Below are 14,411 nucleotides of genomic sequence, written 5' to 3'. Positions count from 1 at the left end.
GCGTGGTCCTCAGGCGCGCACCGGGTCGCGGCGCGACTTCAGCATCTTGGTCTTGATGCGGTTGCGCTTGAGCGGCGAGAGGTATTCGACGAACACCTTGCCCAGCAGATGGTCCATCTCGTGCTGGATGCACACGGACAGCAGGCCTTCGGCTTCGATCGTGCGCGATTGGCCGTGTTCGTCCAGCGCCGTCACCCGCACGGCGGTGGAGCGCTCGACGCCGTCGTAGATGCCGGGAACCGACAGGCAGCCTTCGTCATTCAGCTGCTTGTCCTCGCTGGCCCAGACGATCTCCGGGTTGATGAGCACCATCGGCTGGTCGCGCTCTTCCGAGGTGTCGATCACCACGACGCGCTCGTGCACGTCGACCTGGGTCGCGGCCAGTCCGATGCCGTTGGCGTCGTACATGGTTTCGAGCATGTCGGCCACCAGCTGGCGGATGCGGGCGTCCGCCGCCTGCACCGGCTTGGCGACGGTGTGAAGGCGCGGGTCGGGATAGCAAAGAATGGGGAGAAGGGCCATGGCGAACGGTGAAGGCTGTCGCTATTTTCGCCACTTTTGCGGATGGCGGCCGATGGGCGTGGCCATAAACGTTGCCCAATCAAGGGCTTGAACGCAGAATCGACAGTGGATTGTCAAGTTCCGTTACGAGGAGGAGAGTGCTCATGATGAAGCAACGTGAGGCCGTGGCCGTCGTCCCGCCGTTCGCCCTGGGGCTCGTGGCCCTGCTGGCCGTCACCGTGCTGGCCGCGCTGCCCGCCGCCGCCCAGCCGGTCTCGCCGGCGCAGCGCTCGACGGCCGAGCAGGTGGCCCAGGCCGGCGTGCCGCTGAGCGAGCTCGCGCCCAACGCGCCCGACACCTACACCGTCAAGTCCGGCGACACGCTGTGGGCCATCTCCCGCATGTACCTCAACAGTCCGTGGCGCTGGCCCGAGCTGTGGGGCATGAACATGGACGACGTGCGCAACCCGCACCGCATCTACCCCGGCCAGCAGCTCGTGCTGGAGAAGCTCGGCGACCGCGCCCGCCTGCGGGTGGCGCAGGGCGGCCAGGTGCCCACCGAGACCATCCGCGTCTCGCCGCGGGTGCGCGTCCAGGCGCTGGCCGACGGCGCCCTGCCCACGCTGCAGAGCCACCTGATCGAGCCCTTCCTGGCCGAGCCGGTGATCCTGGAAGGCAACACCCTCGAGCTCGCCCCGCGCATCGTGGCGGCGCCCGACGCGCGGGTGCTGATCACCCGGGGCGACCGCATCTACGCCCGCGGCAGCGACGGCACGCAACTGGCCACGCGCGCCACCGGGCCCAGCGAGGAATTCCGCGTCTTCCGCACCGCCACGCCGCTGCGGCATCCCATCACCAAGGCGGTGCTGGGCTATGAAGCGCAGTACCTGGGCAAGGCGCTGCTCGTGCGCGGGGAGGGCAGCGAAACCGTGCTCACCTCCGGCGGCGAGACGCGCGCCACGGCAGTGCCGGCCACGCTCGACGTGGTCTCCGCGCGCAGCGAGATGCGCGTGGGCGACCGGCTGATGCCCGAACCCGGCCGCCAGCTCGTGAGCTACACGCCGCGCGCGCCGGAAGGCCCGGTCGAAGGCGCGATGGTGGTCTCGATGTACGGCGATGCCGTCGCGCTGGCCGGCCAGAACCAGGTGGTGGTCATCAACAAGGGCACGGCCGACGGCCTGACCGCCGGCCACGTGCTGGCCATCCAGAAGGCCGGGGCGAGCCTCGTCGACCGCTCGCAGCCCGGCGAGCGCACCCAGATCAAGCTGCCCGACGAGCGCAACGGCCTGATGATGGTGTTCCGCCCGTTCGAGCGGCTTTCCTACGCCCTGATCCTGGAGACCCCCGAGGGCGTGAAGGTCGGCGACCGCGTCGTCAACCCGCGCTGATCCCCGCGCCATGGAGCGCGACGAGCTGGCCGCCTGGCTGCGCCTGGCGCTGACGCCGGGCGTGGGCCGCGGCAGCGCGCGGCGCCTGCTCGCTGCCTTCGGGCTGCCGCAGCAGGTCTTCGCGCAGGACCCGGAAGCGCTCGCCACGGTGGCGGGGCCCGCCCAGGTCCAGGCCCTGCGAGCCGAGCCGGACGGCTGGGCCGCCCAAGTCGACGTCACCTGGGACTGGCTGCAGCAAGACAGCGATGGCTCGCGCCGGCTGCTCACCCTGGCCGACCCCGCCTATCCCCAGGCGCTGCTGCAGACCGAAGACCCGCCGCTGATGCTGTACGTCCAGGGCGTTGCGAAGGTGCAATGGCCGCAGGCGATCGCCATCGTCGGCAGCCGCAATCCGACACCGCAGGGGCGGGCCAACGCCCAGCAGTTCGGGCGCACCTTCGCGCAGGCTGGCTGGACGGTGGTTTCGGGCATGGCGCTGGGCATCGACGCCGCGGCGCACGAGGGCGCGCTGGAAGGTTCGCCGCCGGGGCAAATCGCGACCATCGCCGTGGTCGGCACCGGGCTGGACCGCGTGTACCCGAGCCAGCACCGGGACCTGGCCCACCGCATCACGGGGCAGGGCTTGATCGTCTCCGAGTACCCCCTGGGCACGCCGCCCCTGTCCGAGAACTTCCCGCAGCGCAACCGAATCATCGCGGCGCTGGGCCAGGGCACGCTGGTGGTCGAGGCGGCGGTTCGCTCCGGCTCGCTGATCACGGCGCGGATGGCCGCGGAGCAGGGCCGCGAGGTCTTCGCCGTGCCGGGCTCCATCCACTCGCCGCAGGCGCGCGGCTGCCATGAGCTGCTGCGGCAGGGCGCCAAGCTGGTGGAGACGGCGCAGGACGTGCTGGAGGAACTGGCGCCAGCAACGCGCGCTCACCACCCTCGTCTGGCGGCGGTCCCTGCTGCCCCAGTCAAGGAGACTTCCCTGTTGCAGGCGCTGGGCCACGACCCCGTGGGGCTCGATGCCCTGATCGCGCGCACCGGCACGTCGGCTGCCGACCTGCAGGCGCAGTTGCTGGAGATGGAGCTCGAGGGCCACGTCGCCCGCCTGCCCGGCGGACTGTTCCAGCGCCTCGAACGCGGTTGAAGGCCGCAGCGCTTCACGACGCGCAAGCGCAACACGGCGCCGAAAATCGTCCCCAAATGCGCACCGGTTCTGGGCTATATTGCCCTGCATGTTTGAAGTGCTGGTGTTTGTTTATGAGAACTACTGGCGCGGGGATGCATGCCCCGAACTGCACCAGTTGGGTCGCAAGCTCAGTGCCCAGGGCTTCGAGGCCGAAGAGATCCAGCAGGCGCTCGCCTGGCTCGACGGCCTGAACTTCGCGGCCCAGAGCACCCAGCTCCCCGATCCCCCGCCGGCGGCGCCCTCGCCCGACAGCATGCGGGTCTATTCGGTGGCCGAACAGGACCACCTGGGCGCGCAGTGCCTGGGCTTCGTGAGCTTCCTCGAATCGGCCGGCGTCATGCCCCCGGCGATGCGAGAGATCGTGCTGGACCGCGCGATGGCCGCGCCCGGCGACCCGGTGTCGATCGACGACCTGAAGATCATCGTGCTGATGGTCTACTGGAGCATGGGCCGCGAGCCCGATGCGCTGGTCCTCGATGAACTGTGCGACGACACCGCGGGGCGCCTGGCCCACTAAAGAGCCCACCCCCAGCAAGCAAAAGGCCCGCGATGCGGGCCTTTGTTTTCCGGGCGCCGAAAGCGCTCAGGCCAGCAGGCGTTCCGGGTTCGCGTCCAGCTTGGCCAGTGCTTCGCGGGTGGCGCGCACGGTGAGCGCTTCCTCTTCGGCGGGCAGCAGCAGCCCGGCCTGCAGGTAGGAGGCGAGTCGACGCAGCTGGATCAGGAAGCTGCGGCCTTCCGACGAGGCCAACAGATGCAGCTGGCCGCGCTGGCTGCACCAGACGTACTGCACCTGGTGCACCTTGCCGTTGTGGTCCAGCGTGAACCAGTTGCCCTGCTGCAGCTCGGCCGCCCAGGCCAGCATGGCGTCGCTGGGCTTGGAGCCGCCGTCGGTCACCACCTCGATCATGGAGGCGTCGATGCCCAGCATCATCTCCAGCGCCTCCTGGTCCAGCTCCAGCTCGACGGAAGGATCGTCGGCGATGAAGTCTTCGAGGTTCTCCAGCCGCTTGCCGATGGCATCGATCTGCTGCTGCGGGATGGATTCCGTCTTGGACATGAAGGCGTCGGCGAGCGTGTCGCCGATGACCTTGATGTGGTTCTCCTGGTCTGCGCCCTGCAGGCCCATCAGCGTCATGCCCTTGCGCAGCCGCTCCAGCAGCGCGGGCAGCTCCTGGATCACCTTCGCGCGCTCCACCCGGTTGGGCTTGGCGCTGGCCGACCACACCAGGTCGGCCGCCGACTTCTTCAGCATCACCGTCTCGGCATGCTGCGGCCCGTGCTTGACCGCGGCCACCGCCAGCACCTCGGCCCAGACCTTGAACAGGAACTCGCGGATCACGTCGCTGACGGGGATGTCGCTGAGCATCTTGCGAAGTTCGATGGTGTACTGGATCGCCATCGTCTCCTTCTGCTCGACCTGCTGCGCGACACTCACCAGGCGCTGGGTGTCGCCCTTCTCGGTGAGGTACTTGGAGAGGAATTTCTGGAACTCGTCGTACACCAGCTGGAACACGCGCCGGCCGGTCTCCGGGTACTGCTCGATCACCTGCACCACGCGCTTGATCTCGATCTCCAGCGCGCTGCCGTTGATCGCCGCGGCGTTGAAGCCCAGCACGCACGACCCCATGCGGTCGATCAGCTGGCGGGCCGGGTGCTGGAGCGTGCCGAAGAACTCGGGCTCGGCCAGCGCCACCCGCAGCACGGGCATCTGCAGGCGCGCAAACCACACCCGCACAGCGGCCGGGATACGTTCCTCGGACAGGATGCTCTGGAACATCAGCGCCACGATCTCGATGGTGGCCTTCTCGCTGCTGGTGGCGGCCTTTTTCTTGAGCTCGCCGGTGCGCTGGCGCAGGTCGACCGCGGCCCGCTCGACCGCCGCGTCGTCGTAGACCACCACCTCGCCGGCGGTGTCGCCGCCGACTTCGGTCTGCACCTGGGTCTGGATCTGGGTGACGTGCCGGCTCATCGCCTCGGCCAGCGCCGGCGAGGGCGGGGCCGCGGCCTGGTTCGGATCGAAACCGACCTTCTCGGTGAGCAGCCGCTTGAGCTGGCCGATCACGCCGGTGGCCCGCATGCGGGCACGTGCCAGCGGGGTGCTGGACGTCATCAGGCGTGTCTCGTCGGCCACGCCGCCGCCCAGGCCGCGCGTCTGCGCGCCGTAGTTGGACGGAGCGCCTGCCGCGTTGCCACGCGCCGGGGACGATCCGCGAGAGCCGCCGGAATCGGGGGAGCCCGCGCCGGCATAGCCGCCGTTGCCGCCGCCTCCACCTCCGCCACCTCCGGCCGCGCCGCCACTTCCGGCCGCACCGCCGCCTGATCCGGCACCTGCGCCACCCCAGGAGCCACCGCCGGATGCGCCGCCGGGTCCGCCGGAACCGCCGCCGTAACCACCACCGCCGCCGCCTGGGCCGAAGGCTTCCGCGCCACCGCCACCCGGACCACGTTGACCTGCGCCGCCACCGGAGCCGCCGCTACCGAAGCCGCCCCCACTCCCGCCACCGGAACCGCCTCCACTCCCGCCGCCGGAAGATGAACCGGCTCCATCGGAGAAACCGCCAGCCCCACCGCCGCTGCCGCTGCCGCCCCCACCGCCGCCCCAGCCGCCCGGGCCGGAGTTGCCGGTGCCGGGCCCGCCGAATCCGCCGGGCCCGGAAGCGCCACCGCCACCGCCACCGCCACCGCCCCCGCCGCCCCCGCCGCCACCGCCGCCCCCGAATGGACCGGCACCGCCGGGTCCGAAGCCGCTGCTGCCGCCGGCGTAGCCGCCCCCGGCACTCGAATGGCCGCCCGTGGAGCCGTAACCGCCGCCACCGTAGCCGCCGGTGGAGGGCCCGCCGCCGCCGAAGCCGCTGCCTTGACCACCGCCTCCGCCGCCGCTACCGCCGGCCGAACCACCTCCGGGTCCGCCACCGCCCCCGCCTGCGTTCGCCGGGGCCTCAGGCCGCCGCGGCTGCGCCGCGGACACGCCGCGCTTGACGCGCGAGCTGAGGTCGATGTCCGGCAGCACGCCGCGCTCGACGAGGAACTTGTTGGTCGAGTGGTAGGCCGCGACCATCTTCTCGACCATGTGCCTGGCGATCACGTCCTGCACCATGGCCCAGACCTGCCGCTGCAGCCCGTTGGCGCCCCACTGCTCGATCATGAGCTGCGTCACGGACTCCACGCGCAGCACGTCGGGGCCGGCCAGCTCCGCGCCTTCCAGGTGCTGCATGCGCGCCTTCAGGTCGTTGAGCTCCCAGGTGGCCTTCTCCAGCACCGAAAGCGCGACTCGCGACGCCAGGATCCTGTTTTCCACCACCTCGTCGCCGATCAGCGAGAGGTTGACCGCCTCCATCCGCACGCGGGCCGTGGCGGTGGGCGGCACCATGGCCTTGCGCCAGGCCTTGGCCGTGCCTTCCTGCCAGGCGCGCCGCTGGCGGTCGAAGTCCAGCATCGCATCGCGGCGCTCCTGCGAGTCCCGGCTGCTGGTGGCGCTGTCCACCAGCTCGAACAGCCGGGCGCGGATGGCTTCGCCCAGCGGCTGCAGCACGCCCTCGATCTGCGCGACGAAATGCTCGCGCGCCTGTCGCGCGATCGCGGCCTGGGAGGGGGGCTGGGGCGCGCTCACGGGCAGGCGTTCAGACCACCGCCCCCGAGTTGGGGTCGTTCGGGTCTTCCTTGCGCGAGCCCGTCTTGACCAGGTCCTCGCGCTTGACGCCCAGCCACATGGCGATGGCGGCGGCCACGAAGACCGAGGAATAGATGCCGAAGCAGATGCCGATCGTCAGCGCCAGCGCGAAATAGAACAGCGTGGGGCCGCCGAACAGCAGCATCGACAGCACCATGATCTGGGTGGAGCCGTGGGTGATGATGGTGCGGCTGATGGTGGAGGTGATCGCGTTGTCGATGATCTCCACCGTGTTCATCTTTCGGTAGCGGCGGAAGTTCTCGCGGATCCGGTCGAAGATCACCACCGACTCGTTGACCGAGTAGCCCAGCACCGCCAGCACCGCCGCCAGCACCGCCAGCGAGAACTCCCACTGGAAGTAGGCGAAGAAGCCCAGGATGATGATCACGTCGTGCAGGTTGGCGATGATGGCCGCCACCGCGAACTTCCACTCGAAGCGGAAGGCCAGGTAGATCATGATCCCGATCACCACCATGGCTAGCGCCTTCAAGCCGTCGGTGGCGAGTTCTTCGCCCACCTGGGGCCCGACGAATTCGGTGCGCCGCAGCGAGACCGAAGGATCGGTCTGCTTCAGCGTCGCCAGCACCTTGTCGCTCTGTTGCGCCGAACTCACACCCTTCTGGGGCGGCAGCCGGATCATCACGTCGCGGGCGGTGCCGAAGTTCTGCACCTGGACGTCGGAGTAGCCCAGGTTGGCGACGGTCTTGCGGATGCCCTCCACGTCGGCCGCCTGGGCATAGCTGACCTGCATCACGGTGCCGCCGGTGAACTCCACCGACAGGTGCAGCCCCCGGGTCACCAGGAAGAACACCGCCGCGGCGAACGTGAGGAACGAGATCACGTTGAACACCAGCGCGTTCTTCATGAACGGGATGTCGCGCCGGATCTTGAAGAATTCCATTCTTGGGGCCCTGCCTCACTCCGGCTTGGTTATAGCTTGGTCGGCGCCGGGACGCCAGACGGTGCCGATCGAGACGGACTTGAGCTTCTTCTTGCGGCCGTACCAGAGGTTCACCAGGCCGCGCGAGAAGAACACCGCCGAGAACATCGAGGTCAGGATGCCGATGCAGTGGACCACTGCGAACCCGCGCACCGGCCCCGAACCGAAGGCCAGCAGCGCGAGGCCGGCGATCAGCGTGGTGACGTTGGAGTCCAGGATGGTCGCCCACGCGCGGTCGTAGCCCGCGTGGATGGCCGCCTGCGGCGCCGCGCCGCTGCGCAGCTCCTCGCGCACCCGCTCGTTGATCAGGACGTTGGAGTCGATCGCCATGCCCAGCGCCAGCGCCATGGCCGCCATGCCCGGCAGGGTGAGCGTGGCCTGCAGCATGGACAGCACCGCCACCAGCAGCAACAGGTTGACGGCCAGGGCCAGCCCGGAGATCAGCCCGAACAGCATGTAGTACACGGCCATGAAGGCCACGATGGCGCCGAAGCCCCAGGCCACGCTGTGGAAGCCCTTGGCGATGTTCTCGGCGCCCAGGCTGGGACCGATGGTCAGCTCCTCGATGATCTCCATCGGCGCCGCCAGCGAGCCGGCGCGCAGCAGCAGCGCCAGGTCGTTGGCCTCGTTGACGGACATCGAGCCGGAGATCTGGAAGCGGGTGCCCAGCTCGCCCTGGATCACCGGCGCGGTCAGCACCTCGCCCTTGCCCTTCTCGAAGAGCAGGATGGCCATGCGCTTCTTCAGGTTCTCGCGGCTGACGTCGCGCATGATGCGGCCGCCCTTGGCGTCCACCGTCAGGTCGACCTTGGGCTGCTGGGTCTGCTGGTCGAAGCCCGGCTGGGCGTCGGTCAGGCTGTCTCCGGTGAGGATCACCTGCTTCTTGACGATCACCGCCCGGCCGTCGCGCTCGAGGTAGCGCTCCGAACCGAACGGCACCGGCCCGGTGCCCAGTTCGGCGCCGCGCGCCTCGGCGCTCTCGTCGACCAGGCGCATCTCCAGCGTGGCGGTGCGGCCCAGGATGGCCTTGGCGCGCCCGGTGTCCTGCACGCCGGGCAGCTGCACCACGATGCGGTCCAGGCCCTGCTGCTGGATCACCGGCTCGGCGACGCCCAGCTCGTTGATGCGGTTGTGCAGCGTGACGATGTTCTGCCGCAGCGCCTGCTCCTGCACCCGGCGGGCGGCCTCGGGCCGCAGCGTGGCGACCAGCTTGTACTCGGTGCCCTCGGCCTGTTCGACCGTCTGCAGGTCGGCGAACTGCTCGCGGATCACCCGCTGCGCGCCGGCCAGGCTCTGCGAGTCGCGCAGGCGGATCTCCACCTGCTGGACGTTTCGGTTGATGCCGGCGTGCCGCACGTTGGCCTCGCGCAGCTGCGTGCGCAGGTCGCCGGTGAGGGATTCGGCCCGCTTGGTCAGGGCCGCCTGCATGTCCACCTGCAGCATGAAGTGCACGCCGCCGCGCAGGTCCAGGCCCAGGTACATGGGCGCCGCGCCGATGGCGGAGAGCCAGCCGGGCGTGTTGGACAGCAGGTTCAGCGCGACCACGTAGGGCGCGTCGTCCGGGTTGGGCACCAGCGCCCGCTGGATCGCGTCGCGCGCCTGCAGCTGGGCGTCGGTGCTCTCCAGGCGCACCTTGACCGAGTTGGGATCGAGCGTGATCGCCTCCGGCCGCAGGCCGGCGGCGGACAGCGCCTGTTCCACCCGCGCCTGCGTGGTGGCGTCGATCTTGACGGTGGACTTGGCCGAGGAAACCTGCACCGCAGGCGCCTCGCCGAAGAAGTTCGGAAGGGTGTAGAGCACCCCCACCACCAGGGCGACCACGAGGATCGCGTACTTCCAGAGCGGGTATCTATTCATGTTGAGCGTTGCCGATGGAGCGTTCAGCGCGCGGACAGTTCCCGCTCGACGCCCAACGCGGGGCGCTGGAAGACCTTATTTGAGGGTGCCCTTGGGCAGCACCTGGACCACCGCGCTGCGCTGGACCTGGATCTCCACGCCGTTGGCGACTTCCACGCCGATGTAGGTCTCGCCCAGGCGGGTGACCCGGCCCAGCACGCCGCCGGCGGTGGCGACCTCGTCGCCCTTGGCCAGCGCCTCGATCATGGCGCGGTGCTCCTTCTGCCGCTTCATCTGCGGGCGGATCATCACGAAATACAGCACGACGAACATCAGCACCAGGGGCAGCATGCTCATCAGGGTGGACTGCATGTCGCCGCCGCCGGCGGCGGCCGGGGCGGTCTGGGCGAAAGCGGAGGAAATGAACACGGTGGCTCCAGCGCGAAAAACGGGGTGGCTTGTGGTTCACGCGCCGCCGCGCAGCCCGAGGGCTGCGGCCGGGCGCGCAAGCACGGGATTGTAAGGCGCGCCCGCCGCAGGACCTCTTCAGCGGGACTCGGCCGGAAGGGGGATCGGCCGGGCGCGACGGGCTCAGGCGGCCTGGCGGGCCGGCGCCGGCTGCTGCCAGCGCTGCATCAGCATGTCCCAGCGCTGGCGCGCTGCCGCCAGGTTGCGGTCCTTCACGTGGCCATACCCCTTGATCTGCTCCGGGATCGCGGCGATCTCCAGGGCCAGCGCATGGTTGCCCGCCGCCAGGCCCGCCAGCACCTGCTCGACGCTGCGGCGGTACTCGCCGATCAGCGCCCGCTCGGTGCGGCGCTCCTCGGTGCGGGCGAACGGGTCGAGCGCCGTGCCCCGCAGGCCGCGCAGCCTGGCCAGCAGCTTGAAGCCGACGCCCATGGCCGGGCCGTACTTGCGCTTGACCAGCTCGCCCTTCTCGTTGCGCCTGGCCAGCAGCGGCGGCGCCAGGTGGTAGTTGACCTTGTAGTCGCCCTCGAACATGGCGGCGATGCGCTCCTGGAAGCCGGTCTCCGTGTGCAGGCGGGCGACCTCGTATTCGTCCTTGTACGCCATCAGCTTGAACAGGTAGCGCGCCACCGTCTCGGCCAGGCTCGTCTTGCCCAGCGGGGCCTCGGCCGCGCGGACCTTCTCGACGAAGGCCTGGTACTCGCGGGCATAGGCGGCGTTCTGGTAGGCGGTGAGGAACTCCACGCGGCGGGCCACCAGGCTGTCCAGGGTTTCGCGCTTCTTCAGCTCGATCACCTGGGCCGGCATGAGCTCCTTCTCGAAGCGCACCGGGTCGTGCGCGGCGCGGCGGCCCCATTCGAAGGCGGCCTTGTTGTTGTCGACCGCCACGGCGTTGAGCTCGATGGCCCGCACCAGCGACTCCAGGCCCAGCGGGACCCAGCCCTTCTGCCAGGCGTAGCCGAGCAGCATCGGGTTGGCGTACAGGCTGTCGCCCATCAGGCGGGTGGCCGCGGCATCGGCGTTGAACGCGCCGACGCCCTGCACGCCCACGGCCTTGGCGATCTCGGCCGTGCAGGCCTCGGCGGGATTGGCCCAGCCGGCGTTCTTCACGAAGGCCGCCGTCGGCGAGCTGTGCGAGTTGAGCGCGACGTGGGTGCGGCCCTCGCGCATGCGCAGCACCGTCTCCTTGCCGGCCACCACGATGGGGTCGCAGCCGATGATCAGGTCGGCGGCCGCCATGCCCACCCGGGTGGTGTGGATCTCGTCCGGGCTGCGGCCGATCAGCACGTGGCTCCAGGTCGCGCCTCCCTTTTGCGCCAGGCCGGCTGCGTCCTGGGTGACGATGCCCTTGCCCTCGATGTGACCGGCCATCCCCAGCAGCTGGCCGATGGTGATCACGCCCGTGCCGCCGACGCCGGCGACCACGATGCCGTAGGCGCCCTGCAGTTCGGGCAGCGTCGGTTCGGGCAGCTCGTCCCATGCCGCGGGCGCGGCCGCCTTGGACTTCGCCTTGCCCTTGAGCTTGCCGCCTTCGACGGTGACGAAGCTCGGGCAGAAGCCCTTCAGGCAGCTGGTGTCCTTGTTGCAGGTGCTCTGGTTGATGGTGCGCTTGCGGCCGAACTCGGTCTCCAGCGGCTCGACCGACAGGCAGTTGCTCTGCACGCCGCAGTCGCCGCAGCCTTCGCACACCAGGTCGTTGATGACCACGCGCACCGCCGGGTCGACCAGGGTGCCGCGCTTGCGGCGGCGGCGCTTCTCGGTGGCGCAGGTCTGGTCGTAGATGATGCCCGTGGTGCCCTCGAGCTCGCGGAACTCGCGCTGGATGCGATCGAGCTGGTCGCGGTGCTCCACGGCCACGCCGGGCGGGAGCTTGGCCACCGTGTACTTTTCGGGCTCGTCGGTCACCACCACCAGCTTGCGCACGCCCTCGGCCACCAGGCTCTGCGCGATCTGCAGCACGGAATGGCCCTCGGGCCGCTCGCCCACCTGCTGGCCGCCGGTCATCGCGACCGCGTCGTTGTACAGCAGCTTGTAGGTGATGTTCACGCCCGAGGCGATCGACTGGCGGATCGCCAGCAGGCCGCTGTGGAAGTAGGTGCCGTCGCCCAGGTTGGCGAACACGTGCTTCTCGCCGGTGAAGGGCGCCTGGCCGACCCAGGGCACGCCTTCGCCGCCCATCTGGGTGAAGCCGACGGTGGCGCGGTCCATCCAGGTGGCCATGAAGTGGCAGCCGATGCCGGCCATCGCGCGCGAGCCTTCCGGCACCACGGTGGACGTGTTGTGCGGGCAGCCGGAGCAGAACCAGGGCTGGCGGTCGGCCTTGACCTCCAGCACCTGCATCGAGCGCTCCTTGGCCTCCAGGATGGCCAGCTGCGCGTCGATGCGCGCCAGCGTGTCGGCGTCCAGGCCCTGCTTGCGCAGCCGCCGGGCGATGGCACGCGCGATCAGGGCCGGCGACAGGTCGGCGTTGGCGCGCAGCAGCGTGTTGGCGGTGGGGTTGGGGCGGGACCATTCGCCGCCGTTGAAGTCGCCGTCGGCCTCGTCGAACTTGCCCACCACCGTGGGCCGCACGTCGGCGCGCCAGTTGTACAGCTCTTCCTTCAGCTGGTATTCGATGACCTGGCGCTTTTCCTCCACCACCAGGATCTCGCGCAGGCCGGCGGCGAACTCGCGCGTGATCTGCGCCTCCAGCGGCCACACCACCGTCACCTTGTGCAGGCGGATGCCCAGGCGGCGGCAGGTCTCGTCGTCCAGCCCCAGGTCGGCCAGCGCCTGGCGGGTGTCGTTGTAGGCCTTGCCGCTGGCGATGATGCCGAAGCGGTCGTTCGGCCCCTCGATCACGTTGTAGTTCAGGCGGTTGGCCCGCACGTACGCCAGCGCGGCATACCACTTGTAGTCGAACAGGCGCGCCTCCTGCTCCAGCGCGTGGTCCGGCCAGCGGATGTGCACGCCGCCGGGCGGCATGGCGAAGTCCTGCGGCAGCACCACCTGCACCCGCTCGGGGTCGATCATGGCGGTGGCGCTGGATTCGACGATCTCCTGGATGGTCTTCATGCCGGTCCACACGCCGGCGTAACGGCTCATGGCGAAGGCGTGCACGCCCAGGTCCAGGATCTCCTGCACCGTGGTCGGGAAGAACACCGGCAGTCCGCAGGCCTTGAAGATGTGGTCGCTCTGGTGGGCCGCCGTGGAGCTCTTGGCCACGTGGTCGTCGCCCGCCACCGCGATGACGCCGCCCCAGGGCGTGGTGCCGGCCATGTTGGCGTGCTTGAAGACGTCGGAGCAGCGGTCCACGCCCGGGCCCTTGCCGTACCAGATGCCGAACACGCCGTCGAACTTCTGCTGGTCCCGGGGCGCGAACCCGAGCTGCTGCGTGCCCCAGAGGGCGGTGGCGGCCAGTTCCTCGTTCACGCCCGGCTGGAACACCACGTTCTGCGCCTGCAGGTACTTCTTGGCCTTCCACAGCGCCTGGTCGTAGCCGCCCAGGGGCGAACCGCGGTAGCCGCTGATGAAGCCGGCGGTGTTCTTGCCCACCAGGGCATCGCGCTGGCGCTGCAGCATGGGCAGCTTGACCAGGGCCTGCACGCCACTCATAAAGGCACGCCCGTAATCGAGGGAGTACTTGTCGTCGAGCGTGACGGTCTCGAGCGCCTTGCGGATGTGTTCGGGCAGGGGGGCGTTCACTTTGGCTTGTCTCCGGGGCTAAGCAGCAAAGTGTATGCAACCAGCCCAGATATGTCTTTGCTTTTGATGCCCGGATCGGGCTAGGATGAGAAAGGATTGCTCTCAAATCGCCCAATCATGGAAAGACTCGACAAGTTCGACCTGCGCATCCTGCTAGAGCTGCAGGCCGACGCGCGCCTGACCAACGCCGAACTGGCCCAGCGCGTGGGCCTCTCGGCCGCGCCCTGCTGGCGGCGGGTGCGCGCGCTGGAGGAGGCCGGCTACATCAAGGGCTACCACGCCGAGATCGACCGCCACAGGATCGGGCTGGGCGTGCTGGCCTTCGTGCGGCTGGACGCGGACCGCAACACGGGCGAGCGCACGCGCGAGATGGAGGAGGCGATCCGCCGCATCCCCGAGATCGTGTCCTGCCACTACATCAGCGGCGCGGGCACCTTCGAGCTGCAGGTCGTGTCCAGCGACCTGGACGCCTTTTCGCAGTTCGCGCGCAAGGTGCTGATCAACCTGCCCAACGTGAAGGACATCCACACCAGCTTCTCGCTGGGCGAGGTCAAGGCCAGCAGCAGCCTGCCGCTGGGGCACCTGGGCGCGGAACCCGCGCCCTGATCCCATGTCCGCCGCGACATCACGCGGCGATGACCGGAGTGTGAAACCACCGCGGTGGCATGCCACCGCGCTCGGGCATTCCCGAGTCATCAATTCTTCATCGCCCGTTCCTACGCTCTCGGCCGCTGACCCAGCACAACACCGAGT

At 69.6% G+C, this 14,411-nt stretch carries 10 protein-coding genes; 4 read left to right on the top strand and 6 right to left on the bottom strand.

The genetic code is table 11. The annotated features are described in order from the left end of the window. Positions 1-9 precede the first annotated feature (9 nt). On the bottom strand, positions 10-522 hold the full coding sequence (def, locus tag ASG30_RS07640) for a peptide deformylase (RefSeq protein ID WP_055894560.1): 513 nt from the start codon (positions 520-522) through the stop codon (positions 10-12). 146 nt (positions 523-668) lie between these two features. Between def and ASG30_RS07635 the strand changes: the two genes are divergently transcribed. The 3 genes from ASG30_RS07635 to ASG30_RS07625 all read left to right on the top strand — a co-directional run bounded on the left by ASG30_RS07635 (position 669) and on the right by ASG30_RS07625 (position 3,577). After that, a complete protein-coding gene (locus ASG30_RS07635) occupies positions 669-1,889 on the top strand; it encodes a LysM peptidoglycan-binding domain-containing protein (protein ID WP_055894828.1) in 1,221 nt (406 codons plus the stop codon). A gap of 10 nt (positions 1,890-1,899) precedes the next feature. Further along, entirely contained in the window at positions 1,900-3,018 is a 1,119-nt protein-coding gene (gene dprA / locus ASG30_RS07630; RefSeq protein WP_055894559.1) for a DNA-processing protein DprA, read from the top strand. 88 nt (positions 3,019-3,106) lie between these two features. Next, on the top strand, positions 3,107-3,577 hold the full coding sequence (locus tag ASG30_RS07625; RefSeq protein WP_055894557.1) for a DUF494 domain-containing protein: 471 nt from the start codon (positions 3,107-3,109) through the stop codon (positions 3,575-3,577). A 66-nt stretch (positions 3,578-3,643) separates the two neighbouring features. Here ASG30_RS07625 and ASG30_RS07620 read toward each other — a convergent pair whose 3' ends face one another. The 5 genes from ASG30_RS07620 to ASG30_RS07600 all read right to left on the bottom strand — a co-directional run bounded on the left by ASG30_RS07620 (position 3,644) and on the right by ASG30_RS07600 (position 13,658). Continuing rightward, the gene (locus ASG30_RS07620; RefSeq protein ID WP_055894555.1) at positions 3,644-6,670 is read right to left on the bottom strand and encodes a DUF1631 family protein; all 3,027 of its coding nucleotides are present in this window, start codon (positions 6,668-6,670) and stop codon (positions 3,644-3,646) included. Positions 6,671-6,680: 10 nt separating this feature from the next. Then, positions 6,681-7,631: a protein translocase subunit SecF gene (secF, locus tag ASG30_RS07615; protein ID WP_055894553.1), complete on the bottom strand. Its 951-nt coding sequence runs from the start codon at positions 7,629-7,631 to the stop codon at positions 6,681-6,683. 15 nt (positions 7,632-7,646) lie between these two features. Then, positions 7,647-9,527, bottom strand: a complete 1,881-nt coding sequence (gene secD, locus ASG30_RS07610; protein WP_055894552.1) for a protein translocase subunit SecD — start codon at positions 9,525-9,527, stop codon at positions 7,647-7,649. Between the two features lie 75 nt (positions 9,528-9,602). Beyond that, positions 9,603-9,935 (bottom strand): preprotein translocase subunit YajC, encoded by a 333-nt coding sequence (gene yajC, locus ASG30_RS07605; protein ID WP_055894550.1) that lies wholly within the window; start codon positions 9,933-9,935, stop codon positions 9,603-9,605. Positions 9,936-10,097: 162 nt separating this feature from the next. Further along, entirely contained in the window at positions 10,098-13,658 is a 3,561-nt protein-coding gene (locus tag ASG30_RS07600) for an indolepyruvate ferredoxin oxidoreductase family protein (RefSeq protein ID WP_055894548.1), read from the bottom strand. 117 nt (positions 13,659-13,775) lie between these two features. Here ASG30_RS07600 and ASG30_RS07595 point away from each other — a divergent pair, with 117 nt between their 5' ends. Next, the gene (locus ASG30_RS07595) at positions 13,776-14,264 is read left to right on the top strand and encodes an Lrp/AsnC family transcriptional regulator (RefSeq protein ID WP_055894547.1); all 489 of its coding nucleotides are present in this window, start codon (positions 13,776-13,778) and stop codon (positions 14,262-14,264) included. The last annotated feature ends 147 nt before the right edge of the window (positions 14,265-14,411 follow it).

It is taken from the genome of Ramlibacter sp. Leaf400 (assembly GCF_001424545.1).
Lineage (GTDB): Bacteria > Pseudomonadota > Gammaproteobacteria > Burkholderiales > Burkholderiaceae_C > Ramlibacter.
This window is presented reverse-complemented; position numbering and strand designations above follow the sequence as displayed.

Coding starts and splice junctions, on each gene's coding strand:
- ASG30_RS07595 (WP_055894547.1), top strand. CDS start 13,776: ATGGAAAGACTCGACAAGTTCGACCTGCGCATCCTGCTAGAGCTGCAG.
- secF (WP_055894553.1), bottom strand. CDS start 7,631: ATGGAATTCTTCAAGATCCGGCGCGACATCCCGTTCATGAAGAACGCG.
- dprA (WP_055894559.1), top strand. CDS start 1,900: ATGGAGCGCGACGAGCTGGCCGCCTGGCTGCGCCTGGCGCTGACGCCG.
- def (WP_055894560.1), bottom strand. CDS start 522: ATGGCCCTTCTCCCCATTCTTTGCTATCCCGACCCGCGCCTTCACACC.
- secD (WP_055894552.1), bottom strand. CDS start 9,527: ATGAATAGATACCCGCTCTGGAAGTACGCGATCCTCGTGGTCGCCCTG.
- ASG30_RS07635 (WP_055894828.1), top strand. CDS start 669: ATGAAGCAACGTGAGGCCGTGGCCGTCGTCCCGCCGTTCGCCCTGGGG.
- ASG30_RS07625 (WP_055894557.1), top strand. CDS start 3,107: ATGTTTGAAGTGCTGGTGTTTGTTTATGAGAACTACTGGCGCGGGGAT.